We start from the raw sequence: 19,169 nt of genomic DNA on the forward strand, positions 1-19,169 counted from the left end.
GCGAACGCTAACGCTTCTACAGTTCCAAAATTTCTCTCCGTTCCTTATCGACCAGTTGCATTTCAATTATGCACAACATTAACCGCTCGTACTATTCCTAGCTCCTTAGTTCACCACTAACTTATCTTTTTTAGATAAGTTCTAGCTTGCGGAAGATGGTATCCACATGCTTAAGGTGCCAAGAAGGGTTAAATGCATCTTCAATCTCTTCTGGGGTGAGGACATTAGTGATTTCAGGTGTGGCTTCCACGATATCACGGAACTGCTTTTGCTCTTCCCAAGCTTGCATCGCACGTGGTTGAACGGTATCGTACGCTTGCTCGCGGCTGAAGCCTTTATCAATCAGCTTGGTTAAGATCCGGCCAGAGAAAGGAACGCCGAAGGTACGGTTCATGTTACGCTTCATATTCTCTGGGAATACAGTCAGGTTCTTCACGATGTTTCCGAAACGGTTCAGCATGTAGTTCAGCAGCATCGTTGCATCCGGAAGGATGATACGTTCCACTGAAGAGTGCGAGATATCGCGTTCATGCCAGAGCGGCACGTTCTCGTAAGCTGTAACCATATGTCCGCGAATCACGCGGGACAGACCGGAAATATTCTCGCAGCCAATAGGATTCCGTTTATGCGGCATAGCAGATGAACCCTTTTGACCTTTGGCAAAAGCTTCTTCTACTTCGCGAATCTCACTCTTTTGCAGAGCGCGGATTTCGGTAGCGAATTTGTCTAGCGAGGTTGCTACCAGAGCAAGAGCTGCCATATACTCAGCGTGACGGTCGCGCTGTAGAGTTTGTGTCGAGATCGGTGCAGGGCTTGTACCCAGCTTACGGCAGACAAATTCTTCTACGAATGGATCAATGTTGGCATACGTACCAACGGCTCCGGAGATTTTGCCAAATTGCACACCGTTCGCAGCATGGCGGAAACGCTCCAGGTTACGTTTCATTTCTTCGTACCACAATGCCATTTTCAGACCAAAAGTAGTTGGCTCAGCATGAACCCCATGTGTACGGCCCATCATCGGTGTATCTTTATAAGCAATAGCTTTATCTTTAAGGATCTCAATAAAGTTAATAATATCCTTCTCTAGAATCTCATTCGCTTGACGCAGCAAGTAACCCAGTGCTGTATCCACCACATCTGTGGAAGTAAGGCCGTAGTGTACCCATTTGCGTTCTGCGCCAAGGCTTTCGGAAACCGCACGAGTAAATGCGATTACGTCATGACGTGTTTCCTGTTCGATTTCATCAATACGTGCGATGTCGAATTTAGCATCCTTACGCAGCTTAGCAGCGTCTTCATGTGGGATGACTCCCAGTTCCGCCCATGCTTCACAAGCGCAAATTTCCACTTCCAACCACGCTTTGAATTTATTCTCCTCAGTCCAAATGGCCCGCATCTCGGGTCTGCTGTAACGTTCGATCATATTCTTTAGTTCCTCCAAAGTTTAGATTGCTCCACCCAGGATAAGCCGTCTCCGGTATCCTTGCACAGCAGATTGATATGACCCATCTTACGACCAGTCTTACTCTCAGTCTTGCCATATATATGAAGCTTAGGTACAATACCCAGCTTATTATCTTTTTCCTCATGTGTACAGGTCGCTTTAATAGCACCATCCAAATGCTGACCTAATACATTTACCATAACTACAGGTGTCAAAAGCGTTGTATCGCCCAGCGGCAGATTACAAATCGCCCGGACATGCTGCTCGAACTGTGAGGTCACGCAAGCATCCATGGTGTAATGGCCGGAATTATGCGGCCTTGGTGCCAGCTCATTGACGAACAATTCACCGTCCGCTGTGACGAACATTTCCACGGCAAGCAGTCCAACCGCATTCAGCCCTGCGATTAAAGTCTCAGCCAGCTCGCCAGCTCTGCGCTGAATGTCCGCTGACACTCTTGCAGGTACAATGGACAGATGCAAAATATTATTTACATGAATGTTCTCAGAAGGCGGGAAGCTTTTGACCTCCCCAGATGCACTGCGTGCAGCAACAACGGATATTTCGCATTGAAAAGCTACAAACTTCTCAAGCACCAGCTCCGGAATCACCTCACCAGGTGCAACCTGCCGGAAAGCTTCTTCCAGCTCTTCTTCCTGACGAATCACAGCTTGACCCTTGCCGTCATAACCGCCTGTGGCTGTCTTGAGCACACAAGGTAGTCCAAGTTCAGCCGCCGCCTGTTTTAGCTCCGCAAGGCTGTCCACCTTCCGGTACGGGGCGACCGGAACGCCCGCCGCCTCGATGGCGGCTTTTTCGCGCAGCCGATGCTGCGTGGTATACAGCAGCGCGCTGCCCTGCGGCACGTACGATTCCTCCGCCAGCAGCGCGGCTACGCCCGCGTCGACGTTCTCGAACTCGTACGTGATGACGTCCGCGCGGCGGGCCAGCTCCCGCGCCGCGTCCCGGTCGTTATACGCCGCCGTGATCTGCGGCGTAACTTGACCGCTAGGCGCATCCGGCGCAGGATCCAGCGCCACGAAGCGGTACCCCATGGCGCTGCCGGCCAGCGCCATCATGCGCCCGAGCTGCCCGCCGCCGAGCACGCCGACGGTCGAGCCGGGCAGCAGCGTCCGGACGGTGTCCGCACCGGACGCTTGTGCGGCTGGCGAAGCTGCGCCGCCAGCCTCCTGCAGCTTCAGCTCCTCCGGTCTCATAAGCTGTCGCTGCTTTCCAATACTTCATCGCGGATCGCATCCCGCCGCAGCTGCACACGCTGCTGCACTTCAGGGTCGAACGCTCCGATGATCTGTGCGGCCAGCAGGCCTGCATTTACAGCGCCTGCTTTACCAATAGCTACCGTTGCTACCGGTATGCCCCCAGGCATCTGCACGATGGAGAGCAGCGAGTCCAGCCCATTAAGTGCTTTCGACTGCACTGGCACTCCAATCACTGGCAGGATTGTCTTTGCAGCCACCATACCCGGCAAATGCGCGGCGCCGCCTGCTCCTGCAATAATCACGCGAATGCCGCGGCCTGCGGCTTCCTCCGCATAGCGGAACATCAAGTCCGGTGTACGGTGCGCGGATACTACCTTCTTCTCATAAGACAATCCCAGCTCTTCCAGCACCCTACAAGCGTGCTCCATCGTATCCCAATCCGACTTACTACCCATGATGACAGCTACCTGCACAGACATGATTCGACCTACCTTCCAATCACTAGTATGAGATATCTTTATCTTGTAAATCCGAACAAGCAGAGACTACATTCTCGTCCTTCAGGGATGACTATCGTTTTCCTTAATAATATAAGGTTGATATATTACGTGTAACTTATTCCTTATATTAAAAAAGCCCGATGTCCAGACGCATTTTGCTGCGGGAGGATCGGACTAGTAAAGGAATTAGGAAAAAACACTCCCGTTTGCCTCTCACCAAACTGGCATTAAGCGCGGAAAGCTGCACAATGCATCACTCCATTATCTGGACTGAACTATCGCATTCTAGCATCCTATTTCCTCGTAGTCCGGTAATTTACGGTTCCCGGGTAGAAACTTCCGGGCCATATTCCCGGTTTTATACGAGCTCTTCATGACATCAGTTTAACAATCCCCTACACATGATGTCAACTCAAACACGAACATTGGTAAAAACACCATAATAAATGTTCGCTTTTGGACGAATTTAAATTCTCAACAACCTTTTATTTTGTCAAGAAAGACTTCTTTCCGTACACTCCTAGCTCTAACACTCTATGTTGTTTAAGCTCCAGAATACGACCTATACTTCCTTAAATTGAAAAAAAGGAACGCTATCAGCGTCCCTTTGAACTCTATATTATTTTACAACCAGCACTGGAATACGAGCGCTTTGTACTACATTATGGCTGACACTGCCCAGAACAAATTCACGTATACCGCCAAGCCCACGGCTGCCGATAACTATGATGTCTATAGCATTTTCCTTAGCATATTTCAAAATCACTTCCGCAGGAGATCCTTGTAAAAGCTCAACCTCAGCATTCAGGCCTTCAGCCTCAAGGCGTCCCTTCACTTCTTCGGTAGTCTGCACTGCCAAATCATAATATTCTTTATTTACTGAAGCTGGTAGAGGTGCAAGAGCTTCTCCGATAAAAAATCTTGGGAATTCAAATGCGTGTACGACATGCAATATAGAACCTGGTGTGACTTTAGCGAGTTCAATTGCGCGCTCCAATGCTTGATTAGAAGCCTTTGAACCGTCATAGGCTAGCAAAATTTTAGAGAATAACATGTACGCCACCTCTTTTTCTAGTTTGTAATCCTAAAGACTATTATCTTAAAAAATAGCTGTACAAAAAGATATTCAGCAGCAGCAGAAGCGGAATTCCGATCCTGAAGGATGTATGACGCGTCTTGTGGCGCTTACGGTACATGGCAATCAGCACACCTAGTGCACCGCCCATGGCTGCCAGCAGAAAAAGTGTTTTCTCAGGTACACGTTCCCGCCTTTTGCGGGCTTTGTTCTTGTCCTCGGACATCACTACATACCCGATAATATTAATTACCACAAACCACAACATTACAACCTTGACCATTCTCCCGGGCTCCTCCTCCTTGCTTCCTCTCTCTATTATATTCCCCTTTTGCACAAAAAACCAATCATCCTTACACGCTCTGCCAAGTCTGTTAAGTTTCTTTTAGCTGCTTCTGCTTCGTATCCTTCATCCATACCCAGGATAAAATTGTAGCCAACGCCGCCGCAATCCCACCTAACCAGAATCCTCCGGTCAAGCCATATACAGAGCTCATCCAACCTGCTACGAATGGTCCTGCTGACATCCCTATCGCATAAACGGCCTGATAGAAACCCATAGCTGTAGCCCGTTTAAAGGGATCTATTTCTGATACCGATTTACTCAACAGCAGCGGAAAAATAAGTCCCTGCATAAAACCATTCCCCACCTGAGTCAGACAAAGCGCCGCTAACGTCGGCATAGAAGGAATGAGCAGCGTAAACAGTGCGCTTCCCGCGAAGCCTAGCATAAGCTTCCCTCTATCACCCAGCAGCCCTCCAAACAGACGTGAGCCGTAGAGCGTTGCGATGGCATGCGGAATCATAAAAGCGAGTGTTAGCCAGCCCAAGCTTTCTTTGCTTGCTCCGATATTCAGCGCCTGGTTCGGAGTATATCCGAACATCGTTATAAATAGCACACAGTGCGCCAGCACAGACAACAGCGAGACTTTTACCAGCAGAGGTTCCTTTACGACACCAGCCAGCTCCTTGATCTGTATGGCATTTTGCCGTTTTTCCTGCTTTTGTTCCGGTAACCGAAGCGCAAGAATTAGTGCCGCAATAGCTACAATTCCACCAATCAGGAAGGGGGCATTCCAGCCCCAATGCTCTACCATATAGCCGCTGATCATCATGCTGGTCAATTGGGCGATTACTGTAGTAAATTGCAGCATGCCCATCGCTTTTCCAGCTTCCTCTTTTGGAAAATATCCTGCGAACATCACAGAGTACACAACCCATGCCGATGCTGCTATCCCGGATACCGCACGTGCTGCCAACGCCCAACCCGGCTGTGCTCCCCACATAAAAAGAAAACAGCTGACTCCACTCGCAATCAATCCCAGATAGATAAACGGCCGCCGCCTATTTAAATAATCTGAACCGATGCCAATGGGTATACGGAATAGGATCTGCATTAACCCATATATCCCAAGCACCATACCCACCATAAAATACGATGATCCCAAATGCTCAACATATGGTGAAAGCACCGGCACATAAATATAAGAAGAGAACCAAAACATAAATACAATAACCAAAAAGAAAAACCTGCTGCTTCCTTGCCCCTGTGGGCGATCTGCCGCTTTCAACGGATTCGCCTGCTGCTCAGCTGCCACCTAATCACCTGCTCCACTCATTTGCTTACCATTCTAATTCAAAGCCTATCCGTAGACCACATAAACTTACTAGGATAGAAAAAAGACTACTGAGCACACTCAGCAGCCTTCATTATTCTAATCATTCGTTTTAATTGAAGCTAACCATCCGATGATTCCTACTACTTATCCTTCTTTTGTCCTTCAAGCGCTGCTTTCAGCAGTTCCCCAAGGTTAGAACCAATGCTTTCCTGCTTACTGTATTGCTGCACCAGCTTTTGCTGTTCACGTTTATTAACATGCTTGTGATCCTTATCTAAGGTCTCTGTGATTCCACAGCCTAGACATTGTACGAACATGCCTGCTTTACCCTCTTTAAGCTCCATTTTCTTATGGCACTGTGGGCAGCGGCGATTCGATAGTCTTTTCTCACCTGCACGGGTGTAACCACAGTTATCTGCAGGACATACCAGCAGCTTCCCTCGTTTGCTCTTCTTCTCGAGTAGTCTTGTACCGCATTCCGGACAATGGCTGTTAGAGACATTATGCGGCTTATATTCTGCTCCGCTAGTTTTCACACCTGTTACCAATTCCTGTGCCATACTGCGGATACCTTGTAAAAAGAGCTCCGGTTTGCCTTGACCACGCGCTATTTTCTCCAGCTCAGCTTCCCAACGTGCGGTTAGATCCGGGGTACGTAGCTGAGTGGATACCAGCTCGATTAACTGCTTACCTTTTCCTGTCGGATGCAGGAGATTACCTTGCCGCTCAATCGTATCGGAGCTTACCAGCTTCTCAATAATATCCGCGCGGGTAGCCGGGGTTCCGAGGCCGTGTTTCTCCATTTGCGTCAACAGCGAAGCTTCATTATAACGCTTCGGTGGCTGCGTTCGGCCAGCACGCACCATACAGCGGCTAATCGTGACAGCAGCCCCTTCGCGCAGCTCAGGCAGCTTTACACTGCCCGCTGCCGGCTCGTCCGCAGATTCCTCCTCGTCATCACTACTCATATCTCCGCCGTATACTTCGCGCCAACCGGCATCTTTAACCGTCGTCCCTTTGACATGAAAATTTTCGCCTTCTACATTGACGGTTACAGCTACCGCATCATAACGAGCTGGCGGATAGAACAAGCTTATAAAACGCCGCACAATCAGATCATACAACTTACGTTCCTCAGTACTCAGACCATTTAACAATACGGTCTGTTCTGTAGGAATAATAGCATGGTGATCATTGACTTTACTATCATCCACGATTCGTTTCGTAATCGGCAGCTGCTTGCGCAGCAATGGACGTGCTAACGCTGCATATGGACCGACCGCAACACTATCCAGTCTTTCCTTGAGTGTGCCCGTCATATCTGAAGTTAAGTAACGACTGTCCGTACGCGGGTATGTGACAAGTTTATGCTGCTCATATAACCGCTGCAGCACACTGGAGGTCTGCTTCGCGGAGAAGCCGAACTTCCGGTTCGCATCACGCTGCAGTTCAGTCAGATCATAAGCCAGTGGATGAGGTTCACTTTTCTCACTCTTCTGTACCTTAATAATACGGCCGCTGCGTCCTGTAAGCTTATCCTTTAAGCTGGCTGTCTTATCCTTTTCGAATATCCGACCATCACCGTTACTGGCCCGCCATGCCGCTTGGAAATCCCCAAAATCAGCAGTCAGCGTCTCAAAATCGACGGAACGGAAACCCGTAATCTCCTGTTCACGATCCATGATCATCCCTAATGTCGGCGTTTGTACCCGTCCCGCTGAGAGCGGCGAACCGAACTTACAGGTCAAAGCTCTCGTGACATTCAGTCCAATCATCCAATCCGCCTCTGCGCGGCAACGTGCAGATTCATACAACCGATCAAATTCCCGACCCGGACGGAGTTTTGCAAATCCCTCTTTAATTGCCTTATCAGTCTGCGAGGATATCCATAACCGCCGGAATGGCTTTTTCCACCCTGCCATATTCATAATCCAGCGAGCCAGCAGCTCCCCTTCACGGGCAGCATCTGTAGCAACAATAAGCTCCTCAATGTCCTGACGTTTCATTAGATGCTGGACAGCCTTGTATTGCTGGTTGGTCTCCCGCAGCACCTTCAGCTTGGTCTTCTCCGGCAAAATCGGCAGATCCTCCAAGGCCCAAGTTGCAAACTTTTTATTATAATCCTCAGGCTCTGCCAGGCCGACCAAATGACCAAGCGCCCAGGTAACCACATATTTTGGACCTTCAATATAACTCTTCTGTTTATTATTACATCCCATGACCCGTGCAATCTCGCGTGCAACAGACGGCTTCTCCGCCAATACTAGTGTCTTCATAATGCTCCCCTTTCCACATCAAATTTCATTATAGCATTAAATGAATGTTAGCAAATATCGTCAGGCTTTACCGTATGCCTCTGTTATACACTAGATCATATCTGATACCCGAAAGGAGTCATAGTCAATGAATGAACAAGAAAGCTATAATATAGTACCTATAGGATGGGTTAGAGGTACAGCACAAAATTTGCAGCTTGAAATCAACCCAGAATTTAGGCCGGCGCTTAAAGGTTTATCTCAGTTTAGTCATTGCCAAGTACTTTGGTGGCTGCATGAGTTTGCAGATGATCATTTCCGGCAGACTACACAGATTCAGCCTCCTTATGATGCGGCCTTAACTGGAGTATTTGCTTCCCGTTCCCCTATTCGCCCTAATCCAATTGGGCTTAGTGTAGCAGCAATCCTGTCCGTCGATGTAGACTCTGGAATAGTAGAGGTGGCCGGGCTTGATGCCTATCCGGGTACACCGGTTCTCGACATCAAAGCCTATTTTCCTAGTGCAGATCGCGTAATGGAAGTGACCGTTCCCGATTGGGCTGCTGCTTGGGGCGACTGGACAGCAAATAATTGAAGTAATCGTGCTAGACACCATTTCTATTAACTGTTATGGGAGGACATCTCTTGAACAATCGCCAACTAATCATTCAAGCCTTAGATCTCATTGAGGATCGCTTAACCACGTTTCTTCCTGTAGCTGTCCTCTCCAAAGAAATGGGATACTCCCTTTATCATTTCACCCGTCTATTTCAAGCAGTCACTGGGATAGCACCCGGCGACTATATAGCCAGACGCAAAATCTCTGAAGCAGCCTTGGACATTCATCGAATGCCAGAGCGCTCACTCCAGGACATCTCATTAGACTATAACTTTAGTAACTATGAGACCTTTACCCGTGCCTTCAAAAGAATGCTGCACACGACTCCCTCTCTTGTTCGAAAAAGACTTACTGAAACGAAACTCCCTTTGCTCCCTAGACTAAATGAACAAGATCTACTTCAAGTCCTTTCTGATAGTGATCTCTCCCCCCAGCTCGTTGATTTCGGAGAAATTATACTTCAAGGACCCGTAGTTAAAGTAGACCATGATTTCTCCGTCATTTCTGATACTTGGCCTTTGCTTTTCAATAAGGTAGCCACTATATCGGATAGAATACAGCCTGAAAAATATTATCAGCTTGGCTTCTGGCCAGATGACTATGAGAGTAATGGGTTTTCGATCATGTGTGCCTGCGAAATTAGTCCTATAAAAGCAGACCACAATCAGACTTTCCCCCTTCAGATCATACCACCCATACGTTATCTGAAATTCATCCATAAAGGCCGGTCTTGTGATATCCCTTCTACCTATAAATATATCTACGGAATCTGGCTGCCGAAAACAGAATACAGGATGTCCATTCCATTTGAATTGGAATATTATGGCGAATTGTACCTTGGACCAGATAACGAAAACTCGGTGAGTGAAATTTATATTCCATTAGAATTTTTACAAGAAGAGACCACGTTGTCGTCTTTTATAGATGACAACCGGTTCTTTTAGAAATATAAAGATGTTATAGTTGTGTAGCTTATAAATTCTTCTCTTTTAATAAAAAGTCCGTATCTGCTATGCAGACACGGACTTTTTTTGCTTATGGGATTAACAGTTACTTTAGCTCCACCTGAATCGTTTGTTCAAGCTCCGGATAATAATGTTTAACTTGTTTTCCCTCTTCATCCCTTAATGCTTTATGATTTTCATCGATGGAGTAAGTAAACGGCTTAACTGTAATTGTCTTTGGTGTTTGCGCGAACGGTATGAAATCTTTGTCTACCAAAGGATAGACTATAGCTGGCAAGTTAAATGACCCACCCGATGAGAACGCATTGCCTAGTTCATCAACAATTTCATAGAACATTTCAGAGGTTGTGTATCCATCCTTTTCTTTCACAGTTGGCGCTTTACCTTCTTCGCTGAGCTGTAATCTGCTTGTGGCTGGAGTTAATTCCAGCTTGGTAATCGTATAACTGAATTCTTCTGCCTCTTTTGTTTGGTTCAGATCAAGCTTGATAATTCCTTCCGTTACTTTTTTCACCGGCACCTTGATTACAAAAGGCTCTGCAATTTGTGTAACCGGCACACTGATGCTTAATTCAAATTCATCCCCCAAAGCCTCTATATTATTTAGATTTCTGTAATCGTATAAAATAGCATTCTTTTTTCCCTCAACATCACCAAAAGATGACATTTGGCTCTCCAGTTTTTTCCCATTCGGCAATTTCACTTCTGCTGAACCCAACAACCCTTTTTCGGACTGGTTCATTGTCACTTTCGCATGTTGTTCTGTTAGCGATGGATCGAACTCAATCGGTTCAATAATCATCTCAGCCATCATCTTATCATTATCAATGCCTTCCCGTTCAATCGCAAATGCCAACCGCGAGCCGTCATAATAGGCATCGGTAACCTTTAAGGTCACTCCATCATGAGTAACGCTTTGGTTAGGGGCAGTAGATAATCCTTTTTCCTCAGCAGCATTTAGACCTTTATCGTCAATTCCCTTGAAAATACTTCCTACAACAGGAATCTGCTTCAACGTTTCAGCCATGACCGGGGATACAAATCCGCTACCGATTATGCCCGCACCCAACACTGCTGCTGCCGAGGCAGCCACCAATGATTTTTTCAGGAACTTATTTCCATTCTTTCTTGACGCTCGTTTTTCCATTCCCTCGTCTCCTATTCGCTTCATAATTGAATCGCTGAAACTGTCTACCGGCATTTCATAATTTTGGAATGTTTGACGAATGTGCTCCATCTTCTGACTTTCAGTTGGATCTTGCCATTTCTCCATGAGGGCTGCCTCCTTCATTCATTCTTTGCCGGACTAACTTTTTGCGTAGACGTTCAAATTTTTTGCGTAAAGTAGCTGAATTACAATCCATAATCTGACCCATTTCTTCAAAACTGTATTGCTCAACCACCTTAAGAATCAAAAGATTGCTCTCTTCGGCTGTCAGGTCATCCATAAATAACTTCTGCAATGGCTCCTCATCGTTAGGATTATAATAGGCTTTGGGCTGCTGCTCTTTATATAGCGACAACAGACGCTTTCTTCGCTTGCGTTTGCGAACCTGATCCAGACAATGATGATAGGCCACTTTATACAGCCATGCACTAAAAGAGACTCGTTTCTCATAACGTCTGAGTTCCTGATACACTTTTACAAATATATCTTGCACAGCATCCTCTGCTTCTTCATGACTTCTCAAAATATAATAGCAATACGTATAAATCTTTCTTTCATAGGCTTGTATTATAGTTCTATAGGCTTCGCGGTTACCCGCAAGAACCTGATCGATAGCCTCTTCAATTATTGTTTGATTCACTTGGACCCCGGGGCTGCGACGTTCCAAAGAATCACCTCCTTGTTATTGACTACAACTATATAACGAATGTGATCCCTTTAATTGTGACAGGCTCAAAAAATTTTTCCAAATATGTTAGAAACATTATCCGTTTTTCAATAAAAAAAGCGACTGCCCCGATTGAAGTTCGGAGAAATCGCTTTTATAATAATATTCCATATTTATAAATTAATTACTCATTCGTACTATTTGACACTTTTAACGCTATACATGCTTCAAAATACACAGTATCACTATTCTGACCGCGTACATATATACCATCATCCGTTACAGCTGAACGTAAAATAGTCAGTTCATCCCCAAACTTAGCTTCTTGTAGATAAGTAATCCGGAAGCGTGTGAACTCTGCATTATCCCATTCCGCTAAAGTGAGCGCATCACAACATAAATCCCCGTATCGGGCATTATTCAAATGTCCGTTGCTATCCAGCCCACTATATCTTACCTGATACCGATAAGCTTCTTCCATAGTAATATCAGAAGGGATCGTTACCTTAACAGGCATATCGCCTACTGAATCGCCATTATAGTGCTTAACCTGAACTGGAAGGGCATTCGGTCTGAGTATCTTTCTCTTCTCAATATCTACTAAAGCCCATATGGATCGTGCTGTGGCGATTTCTATATGATCTGCATCGAAAATACGATAATCCCGTTGCCATAAAGCCCCTTTAGTACCTTTACTCCAGGTATGTACGCTAAGCACATCATTTGGGCGGGGAATACGCTTAAAATCAAGATCTAACGTAATCATCATCCAGCCCATTCCTGCATTCAGAATCTCTTCCACACTTATCCCCAAATTACCCACTGCGAAGTCTGCCGCACATTGCATGATATCCAGAATAAAGGATAACTTACCCTGCGAACGATAATCCGTGTCGCTCGCATGTACAGAAAAATCTTCTATCCACACAAGATTGCTACTGTTGTTCATTGTTTATCCTCCTGCCATGCAAAATATCCTTGCATTTACTTGAAGTATCCACATATACCACTGCTCTATCCACATAAATTGGGGACTACTTTCATTTTTGAATATATTTTATTATTTCATCCACATGTTAGTAACTTTTATAATTTCGTTAATTCCCCATAACTTATCCACATTATTTAAATTAAGCGATAAAGGGAACAAAAAAGCCATTGTTGATAAATCAACAATGGCTTCGTGTGCTTGGCAACGTCCTACTCTCCCAGGACCCTTCGGTCCAAGTACCATCGGCGCTGGAGGGCTTAACGGTCGTGTTCGGGATGGGTACGCGTGGAACCCCTCCGCTATCGCCACCAAACATGCGTCTGTGAAACAGACGCTGCCGCGTGAAATTCGGTTCTTCACCAGAAGTGAGAATGAATTTCTAAGCGTATTTCAGGCTTGATGCCTGAAAACTGAATCCGAAACAAATCTGCATTCTAAGTATAGGATAAGCCCTCGACCGATTAGTATTGGTCAGCTCCATGCATTGCTGCACTTCCACCTCCAACCTATCTACCTCGTCGTCTTCAAGGGGTCTTACTAATTGGGAAATCTCATCTTGAGGGGGGCTTCACGCTTAGATGCTTTCAGCGCTTATCCCGTCCGTACGTAGCTACCCAGCCATGCTCCTGGCGGAACAACTGGTGCACCAGCGGTACGTCCATCCCGGTCCTCTCGTACTAAGGACAGCTCCTCTCAAATTTCCTGCGCCCACGACAGATAGGGACCGAACTGTCTCACGACGTTCTGAACCCAGCTCGCGTACCGCTTTAATGGGCGAACAGCCCAACCCTTGGGACCTACTTCAGCCCCAGGATGCGATGAGCCGACATCGAGGTGCCAAACCTCCCCGTCGATGTGGACTCTTGGGGGAGATAAGCCTGTTATCCCCAGGGTAGCTTTTATCCGTTGAGCGATGGCCCTTCCATGCGGTACCACCGGATCACTAAGTCCGACTTTCGTCCCTGCTCGACTTGTAGGTCTCGCAGTCAAGCTCCCTTATGCCTTTGCACTCTGCGAATGATTTCCAACCATTCTGAGGGAACCTTGGAACGCCTCCGTTACTCTTTAGGAGGCGACCGCCCCAGTCAAACTGCCCGCCTGACACGGTCCCCGTACCCGATAAGGGTACTAGGTTAGAACCTAGATACGATCAGGGTGGTATCCCAACGGCGCCTCCACCGAAGCTTGCGCTCCGATTTCTACGGCTCCCACCTATCCTGTACAGATCGTACCCAAATTCAATATCAAGCTGCAGTAAAGCTCCATGGGGTCTTTCCGTCTTGTCGCGGGTAACCTGCATCTTCACAGGTATTAAAATTTCACCGGATCTCTCGTTGAGACAGCGCCCAAGTCGTTACGCCATTCGTGCGGGTCAGAATTTACCTGACAAGGAATTTCGCTACCTTAGGACCGTTATAGTTACGGCCGCCGTTTACTGGGGCTTCGGTTCATAGCTTCGGGTTACCCCTAACCACTCCCCTTAACCTTCCAGCACCGGGCAGGCGTCAGCCCGTATACTTCGCCTTGCGGCTTCGCACAGACCTGTGTTTTTGCTAAACAGTCGCTTGGGCCTTTTCACTGCGGCCCCCTCGTGCTATTCACACTACCGGGGCACCCCTTCTCCCGAAGTTACGGGGTCATTTTGCCGAGTTCCTTAACGAGAGTTCTTCCGCGCGCCTTAGAATTCTCTTCTCGCCTACCTGTGTCGGTTTGCGGTACGGGCACCTTCTCCTGGCTAGAGGCTTTTCTTGGCAGTGTGAGATCATGACCTTCGCTACTATAATTTTCGCTCCCCATCACAGCCCAGCCTTAACGATGTGCGGATTTGCCTACACATCAGCCTCACTGCTTAGACGGACATCCATCAGTCCGCGTCACTACCCTCCTGCGTCACCCCATCGCTCATAGCGGATTACGGTGGTACAGTAATTTCAAACTGTTGTCCTTCGACTACGCCTTTCGGCCTCGCCTTAGGTCCCGACTTACCCTGAGCGGACGAGCCTTCCTCAGGAAACCTTGGGCTTTCGGCGGATCAGATTCTCACTGATCTTTTCGTTACTCATACCGGCATTCTCACTTGTGTAGTGTCCAGCGCTCTTTTCAGTACACCTTCAACCCCTACACAACGCTCCCCTACCCCAGATACATAGTATCTAGCCATAGCTTCGGTGGTGTGTTTAGCCCCGTTACATTTTCGGCGCAGAGTCACTCGACCAGTGAGCTATTACGCACTCTTTCAATGGTGGCTGCTTCTAAGCCAACATCCTGGTTGTCTGTGCAACTCCACATCCTTTCCCACTTAACACACACTTGGGGACCTTAGCTGATGGTCTGGGCTGTTTCCCTTTTGACAATGGATCTTAGCACTCACTGTCTGACTCCCGGCAATAAGTATATGGCATTCGGAGTTTGACTGAGCTTGGTAATCCTTGCGGACCCCGCACCCAATCAGTGCTCTACCTCCACTACTCTTATACCGAGGCTAGCCCTAAAGCTATTTCGGGGAGAACCAGCTATCTCCGAGTTCGATTGGAATTTCTCCGCTACCCCCACCTCATCCCCGCACTTTTCAACGTACGTGGGTTCGGGCCTCCAGTGCGTGTTACCGCACCTTCACCCTGGACAGGGGTAGATCACACGGTTTCGGGTCTACGTCCACATACTCAATCGCCCTATTCAGACTCGCTTTCGCTGCGGCTCCACCTTCTCGGCTTAACCTTGCATGTTAAACGTAACTCGCCGGTTCATTCTACAAAAGGCACGCCATCACCCATAGATCGGGCTCTGACTTTTTGTAAGCACACGGTTTCAGGTTCTATTTCACTCCCCTTCCGGGGTGCTTTTCACCTTTCCCTCACGGTACTGTTTCACTATCGGTCGCCAGGTAGTATTTAGCCTTAGCAGATGGTCCTGCTGGATTCATACGGGGTTTCACGTGCCCCGCACTACTCGGGATCCGTCTCGGAGAGAATACAGTTTAGGTTACAGGGCTTTTACCTCTATCGCGGGCCTTTCCAGACCTCTTCACCTACCATATTCCTTTGTAACTCCATGTGAGACGTCCCACAACCCCTAAGAGCAAGCTCTTAGGTTTAGGCTGTTCCGCGTTCGCTCGCCGCTACTGACGGAATCACTATTGTTTTCTCTTCCTCAGGGTACTTAGATGTTTCAGTTCCCCTGGTCTGCCTCTACACACCCTATGTATTCAGGTATGAGTAACTGCGAATTACCACAGCTGGGTTTCCCCATTCGGACACCCCCGGATCAAAGCTTGCTTACAGCTCCCCGAGGCAGTTTCGTTGTTCGCCACGTCCTTCGTCGGCTCCTGGCGCCTAGGCATCCTCCGTGTGCTCTTATTAGCTTAACCTTGATTCTTCCGAAGAAAAATCTCACTAATAACATTTACTTGTTTGCACAAGTTGCTAAAAGATGTTCTAAAACGCAAATTCGTTTCGGTATCCAGTTTTCAAGGATCAAGTCTTACTTGAGAGCTTAAACTCTCAAAACTGAGCAACGAGTGAGTAACAGGCCTAAACCTGAGTTTTGGAAGCTTAGCTTCCGATTTGAATGTCCTCATTGCAGAGAACGATTCTCCATAGAAAGGAGGTGATCCAGCCGCACCTTCCGATACGGCTACCTTGTTACGACTTCACCCCAATCATCTACCCCACCTTCGGCGGCTGGCTCCCTTGCGGGTTACCCCACCGACTTCGGGTGTTGTAAACTCTCGTGGTGTGACGGGCGGTGTGTACAAGACCCGGGAACGTATTCACCGCGGCATGCTGATCCGCGATTACTAGCAATTCCGACTTCATGCAGGCGAGTTGCAGCCTGCAATCCGAACTGAGACCGGCTTTGATGGGATTGGCTCCACCTCGCGGCTTCGCTTCCCGTTGTACCGGCCATTGTAGTACGTGTGTAGCCCAGGTCATAAGGGGCATGATGATTTGACGTCATCCCCACCTTCCTCCGGTTTGTCACCGGCAGTCACTCTAGAGTGCCCAGCATTACCTGCTGGCAACTAAAGTTAAGGGTTGCGCTCGTTGCGGGACTTAACCCAACATCTCACGACACGAGCTGACGACAACCATGCACCACCTGTCTCCTCTGTCCCGAAGGCCGCTGCTATCTCTAGCAGATTCAGAGGGATGTCAAGACCTGGTAAGGTTCTTCGCGTTGCTTCGAATTAAACCACATACTCCACTGCTTGTGCGGGTCCCCGTCAATTCCTTTGAGTTTCAGTCTTGCGACCGTACTCCCCAGGCGGAGTGCTTACTGTGTTAACTTCGGCACCAAGGGTATCGAAACCCCTAACACCTAGCACTCATCGTTTACGGCGTGGACTACCAGGGTATCTAATCCTGTTTGCTCCCCACGCTTTCGCGCCTCAGCGTCAGTTACAGCCCAGAAAGTCGCCTTCGCCACTGGTGTTCCTCCACATATCTACGCATTTCACCGCTACACGTGGAATTCCACTTTCCTCTTCTGTACTCAAGCCACCCAGTTTCCAGTGCGACCTCAGGTTGAGCCCAAGGTTTAAACACCAGACTTAAATAGCCGCCTGCGCGCGCTTTACGCCCAATAATTCCGGACAACGCTTGCCCCCTACGTATTACCGCGGCTGCTGGCACGTAGTTAGCCGGGGCTTTCTTCTCAGGTACCGTCACTCCGGTAGCAGTTACTCTACCGGACGTTCTTCCCTGGCAACAGAGCTTTACGATCCGAAAACCTTCATCACTCACGCGGCGTTGCTCCGTCAGGCTTTCGCCCATTGCGGAAGATTCCCTACTGCTGCCTCCCGTAGGAGTCTGGGCCGTGTCTCAGTCCCAGTGTGGCCGTTCACCCTCTCAGGTCGGCTACGCATCGTCGCCTTGGTGGGCCGTTACCCCACCAACTAGCTAATGCGCCGCAGGCCCATCCCTCAGTGACAGATTGCTCCGTCTTTCATTCTTCTCTCAGGAGAAAAAAGAAATTATCCGGTATTAGCTACCGTTTCCGGTAGTTATCCCAGTCTGAAGGGCAGGTTGCCTACGTGTTACTCACCCGTCCGCCGCTAAGTTATTTTGAAAGCAAGCTTTCAAAATAACTCCGCTCGACTTGCATGTATTAGGCACGCCGCCAGCGTTCGTCCTGAGCCAGGATCAAACTCTCCAATTAGTATTGAAAAGAGCGATATGCTCATTTTGAAACATCTGACGAGAAAATTAATTCTCTAATTTTGGATATCACTTACGTGATTTCCTACTCACTCGTTGTTCAGTTTTCAAAGATCAAGTTCTCGTTGACGCCGTTTAATGTATCAGCAGCAACTCTTATAATATATCATGTTGTTTTCAGAAATGCAAGCTTTATTTTTCGAAGCTTTTTATCAGCCTCGTCTGTATCGCCTGTACGCTGTCTAACAACGCTTACCTATAATACCCCAACTATTAATAGAAAAGCAACCCCTAATATAAAAATAAACAACTAGCTTAATAATTAAGCTAGTTGTTTATTTAATAGAGTTATGTTTCTAGCGGCGAATTTAATAGTATTTTGCCGCAGTATATTTGCTTGAGGCTTTAATTAAATCGGTTTTCTTATCACTCTTTGCAAGTCCTGCATCCACTGTAGTATCAATGGTAACCCACTTCCCATTAAGCAATACTTCGTTCCAGGCATGATATTGCGTAACGTAGCTTGTATTCCCCATTACCAACTTAGCAGGAACATCTACACTCCGCAGCATTGCGGCAAAAAGAGAAGCGTAATCATAGCAAATCCCTTTTTTAGTAGTCAATGTCTTATCGATGCTTGGAATATAATCAGTAGTTACACTATTAGCAAGAGAGTAGTCATATTGTACATTCGCAACTACATAGTTATAGATCGCTTTAACTTTCTCTTCGTCTGTTGTTTTGCCTTGTACTAATTGTTTAGCTTTGACAATCGCTTTATCAGAAGAACTCCATTTCACATTCTGTACGGAGCCCAAATATACGGAATTCGAGTCACTCATGGTTACGTCTACTACTTCGGAATATAACGCTTTGTATTTATTACCGGTTGTGTTCTCCAGAACCGAAACCTTATAAGTCCCATTTCCTTGTTGCAAAGGGAAGTCCTCAGCTTGTCCAGAAGCATACAAGTTATAAGTATAGCTGCTGTTATCTTTGGTGATCATGAGTTTGATTCTTTTATCTTTCGGAATATCATAGTTAATACCAATAACACCTTGAGCCACTTTGGATGTAATCAACCAGCTGGCATCTGCACTTGCAGCTTGAGCTGTACTTACCGGAACTGAAGTCATTAGGACGAACAACGCCACCAGCATAAAATATACCTTTTTCACGGATAAAACTCCTTTCGGTAGCTGGCTGCCATCCTTTCGGAAAGGCCCTTTAGCTTTGCGTCCCTACCTTTCGATAGGTTTGCCGTTATCGTATAAGCTCTATCTGTTCTAGCTTTACTAGATATAATTGATAGAATCCATTTGAAACAAACAAAAAAAGCCTCTTCATTCGGTAGCTGGCTGCCATCCTTTCGGGAAAAGGCCCTTTAGCTTTGCGTCCCTACCTTTCGGAAGGTTTGCCGTTATCGTGTTTAGCTTTTATAGTATAATACTATCATATTTATAGTTGTGAACAAGACCTAATTTACT

Annotated in this window: 14 protein-coding genes, 3 rRNA genes and 3 riboswitches; of the genes, 2 read left to right on the forward strand and 15 right to left on the reverse strand. The window is 47.2% G+C overall.

From position 1 onward, the window contains the following. Window positions 1-130 precede the first annotated feature (130 nt). From purB to MHH49_RS06620, 8 genes are all read right to left on the reverse strand, one after another. The gene (gene purB, locus MHH49_RS06585; protein ID WP_036680917.1) at window positions 131-1,426 is read right to left on the reverse strand and encodes an adenylosuccinate lyase; all 1,296 of its coding nucleotides are present in this window, start codon (window positions 1,424-1,426) and stop codon (window positions 131-133) included. 5 nt (window positions 1,427-1,431) lie between these two features. Then, window positions 1,432-2,553, reverse strand: coding sequence for a 5-(carboxyamino)imidazole ribonucleotide synthase (purK, locus tag MHH49_RS06590; RefSeq protein WP_341138047.1), 1,122 nt, complete (start codon window positions 2,551-2,553; stop codon window positions 1,432-1,434). Next, the gene (locus tag MHH49_RS06595; RefSeq protein ID WP_249267791.1) at window positions 2,456-2,692 is read right to left on the reverse strand and encodes a hypothetical protein; all 237 of its coding nucleotides are present in this window, start codon (window positions 2,690-2,692) and stop codon (window positions 2,456-2,458) included. The genes purK and MHH49_RS06595 overlap by 98 nt, the downstream gene beginning before the upstream one ends. After that, window positions 2,661-3,146: a 5-(carboxyamino)imidazole ribonucleotide mutase gene (purE, locus tag MHH49_RS06600; protein WP_038568659.1), complete on the reverse strand. Its 486-nt coding sequence runs from the start codon at window positions 3,144-3,146 to the stop codon at window positions 2,661-2,663. The genes MHH49_RS06595 and purE overlap by 32 nt, the downstream gene beginning before the upstream one ends. 305 nt (window positions 3,147-3,451) lie before the next feature. After that, window positions 3,452-3,553, reverse strand: a riboswitch (purine riboswitch). A 233-nt stretch (window positions 3,554-3,786) separates the two neighbouring features. Then, window positions 3,787-4,221, reverse strand: coding sequence for a universal stress protein (locus tag MHH49_RS06605; protein WP_036680923.1), 435 nt, complete (start codon window positions 4,219-4,221; stop codon window positions 3,787-3,789). A 40-nt stretch (window positions 4,222-4,261) separates the two neighbouring features. Continuing rightward, window positions 4,262-4,525, reverse strand: coding sequence for a DUF1294 domain-containing protein (locus MHH49_RS06610; RefSeq protein WP_036680925.1), 264 nt, complete (start codon window positions 4,523-4,525; stop codon window positions 4,262-4,264). A 91-nt stretch (window positions 4,526-4,616) separates the two neighbouring features. Beyond that, the gene (locus MHH49_RS06615; RefSeq protein WP_052096757.1) at window positions 4,617-5,840 is read right to left on the reverse strand and encodes an MFS transporter; all 1,224 of its coding nucleotides are present in this window, start codon (window positions 5,838-5,840) and stop codon (window positions 4,617-4,619) included. A gap of 161 nt (window positions 5,841-6,001) precedes the next feature. After that, a complete protein-coding gene (locus MHH49_RS06620; protein ID WP_076100599.1) occupies window positions 6,002-8,137 on the reverse strand; it encodes a DNA topoisomerase III in 2,136 nt (711 codons plus the stop codon). Between the two features lie 127 nt (window positions 8,138-8,264). On the opposite strand from MHH49_RS06620, the gene tsaA reads away from it, so the two are divergent. Next, window positions 8,265-8,711: a tRNA (N6-threonylcarbamoyladenosine(37)-N6)-methyltransferase TrmO gene (tsaA, locus tag MHH49_RS06625; RefSeq protein WP_038568655.1), complete on the forward strand. Its 447-nt coding sequence runs from the start codon at window positions 8,265-8,267 to the stop codon at window positions 8,709-8,711. A gap of 50 nt (window positions 8,712-8,761) precedes the next feature. After that, the gene (locus MHH49_RS06630; protein WP_038568653.1) at window positions 8,762-9,679 is read left to right on the forward strand and encodes an AraC family transcriptional regulator; all 918 of its coding nucleotides are present in this window, start codon (window positions 8,762-8,764) and stop codon (window positions 9,677-9,679) included. Between the two features lie 106 nt (window positions 9,680-9,785). Here MHH49_RS06630 and MHH49_RS06635 read toward each other — a convergent pair whose 3' ends face one another. From MHH49_RS06635 to MHH49_RS06665, 7 genes are all read right to left on the reverse strand, one after another. Further along, entirely contained in the window at window positions 9,786-10,973 is a 1,188-nt protein-coding gene (locus MHH49_RS06635; protein WP_038568651.1) for a DUF4179 domain-containing protein, read from the reverse strand. After that, entirely contained in the window at window positions 10,948-11,535 is a 588-nt protein-coding gene (locus MHH49_RS06640; RefSeq protein WP_036680935.1) for an RNA polymerase sigma factor, read from the reverse strand. Before MHH49_RS06640 ends, MHH49_RS06635 begins: the two co-directional genes overlap by 26 nt. Window positions 11,536-11,719: 184 nt before the next feature. Beyond that, window positions 11,720-12,484, reverse strand: a complete 765-nt coding sequence (locus MHH49_RS06645; RefSeq protein ID WP_038568649.1) for an acyl-[acyl-carrier-protein] thioesterase — start codon at window positions 12,482-12,484, stop codon at window positions 11,720-11,722. Window positions 12,485-12,722: 238 nt separating this feature from the next. Further along, window positions 12,723-12,839, reverse strand: a 5S ribosomal RNA gene (rrf, locus tag MHH49_RS06650). A gap of 128 nt (window positions 12,840-12,967) precedes the next feature. Beyond that, window positions 12,968-15,893: ribosomal RNA gene (locus MHH49_RS06655) — 23S ribosomal RNA — on the reverse strand. Between the two features lie 232 nt (window positions 15,894-16,125). Beyond that, window positions 16,126-17,683, reverse strand: a 16S ribosomal RNA gene (locus MHH49_RS06660). The 16S, 23S and 5S rRNA genes sit together here, the layout of an rRNA operon. A 367-nt stretch (window positions 17,684-18,050) precedes the next feature. Further along, window positions 18,051-18,860 carry a transglutaminase-like domain-containing protein gene (locus MHH49_RS06665; RefSeq protein WP_038568647.1) on the reverse strand — a complete coding sequence of 270 codons (810 nt, stop codon included), beginning with the start codon at window positions 18,858-18,860 and terminating at the stop codon, window positions 18,051-18,053. A gap of 13 nt (window positions 18,861-18,873) precedes the next feature. Then, window positions 18,874-18,954: riboswitch (cyclic di-GMP riboswitch) on the reverse strand. Between the two features lie 74 nt (window positions 18,955-19,028). Further along, window positions 19,029-19,111: riboswitch (cyclic di-GMP riboswitch) on the reverse strand. Between the last annotated feature and the right edge of the window lie 58 nt (window positions 19,112-19,169).

This window comes from Paenibacillus sp. FSL F4-0122, from assembly GCF_038002845.1.
GTDB classification, from domain to species: Bacteria; Bacillota; Bacilli; order Paenibacillales; family Paenibacillaceae; genus Paenibacillus_AQ; species Paenibacillus_AQ odorifer.

What these genes read in the sequence shown, in the direction of transcription:
- tsaA (WP_038568655.1), top strand. Translation starts at nt 8,265, where the DNA reads ATGAATGAACAAGAAAGCTATAATATAGTACCTATAGGATGGGTTAGA.
- purB (WP_036680917.1), bottom strand. Translation starts at nt 1,426, where the DNA reads ATGATCGAACGTTACAGCAGACCCGAGATGCGGGCCATTTGGACTGAG.
- MHH49_RS06610 (WP_036680925.1), bottom strand. Translation starts at nt 4,525, where the DNA reads ATGGTCAAGGTTGTAATGTTGTGGTTTGTGGTAATTAATATTATCGGG.
- MHH49_RS06605 (WP_036680923.1), bottom strand. Translation starts at nt 4,221, where the DNA reads ATGTTATTCTCTAAAATTTTGCTAGCCTATGACGGTTCAAAGGCTTCT.
- MHH49_RS06620 (WP_076100599.1), bottom strand. Translation starts at nt 8,137, where the DNA reads ATGAAGACACTAGTATTGGCGGAGAAGCCGTCTGTTGCACGCGAGATT.
- MHH49_RS06635 (WP_038568651.1), bottom strand. Translation starts at nt 10,973, where the DNA reads ATGGAGAAATGGCAAGATCCAACTGAAAGTCAGAAGATGGAGCACATT.
- purE (WP_038568659.1), bottom strand. Translation starts at nt 3,146, where the DNA reads ATGTCTGTGCAGGTAGCTGTCATCATGGGTAGTAAGTCGGATTGGGAT.
- MHH49_RS06595 (WP_249267791.1), bottom strand. Translation starts at nt 2,692, where the DNA reads ATGAAGTATTGGAAAGCAGCGACAGCTTATGAGACCGGAGGAGCTGAA.
- MHH49_RS06645 (WP_038568649.1), bottom strand. Translation starts at nt 12,484, where the DNA reads ATGAACAACAGTAGCAATCTTGTGTGGATAGAAGATTTTTCTGTACAT.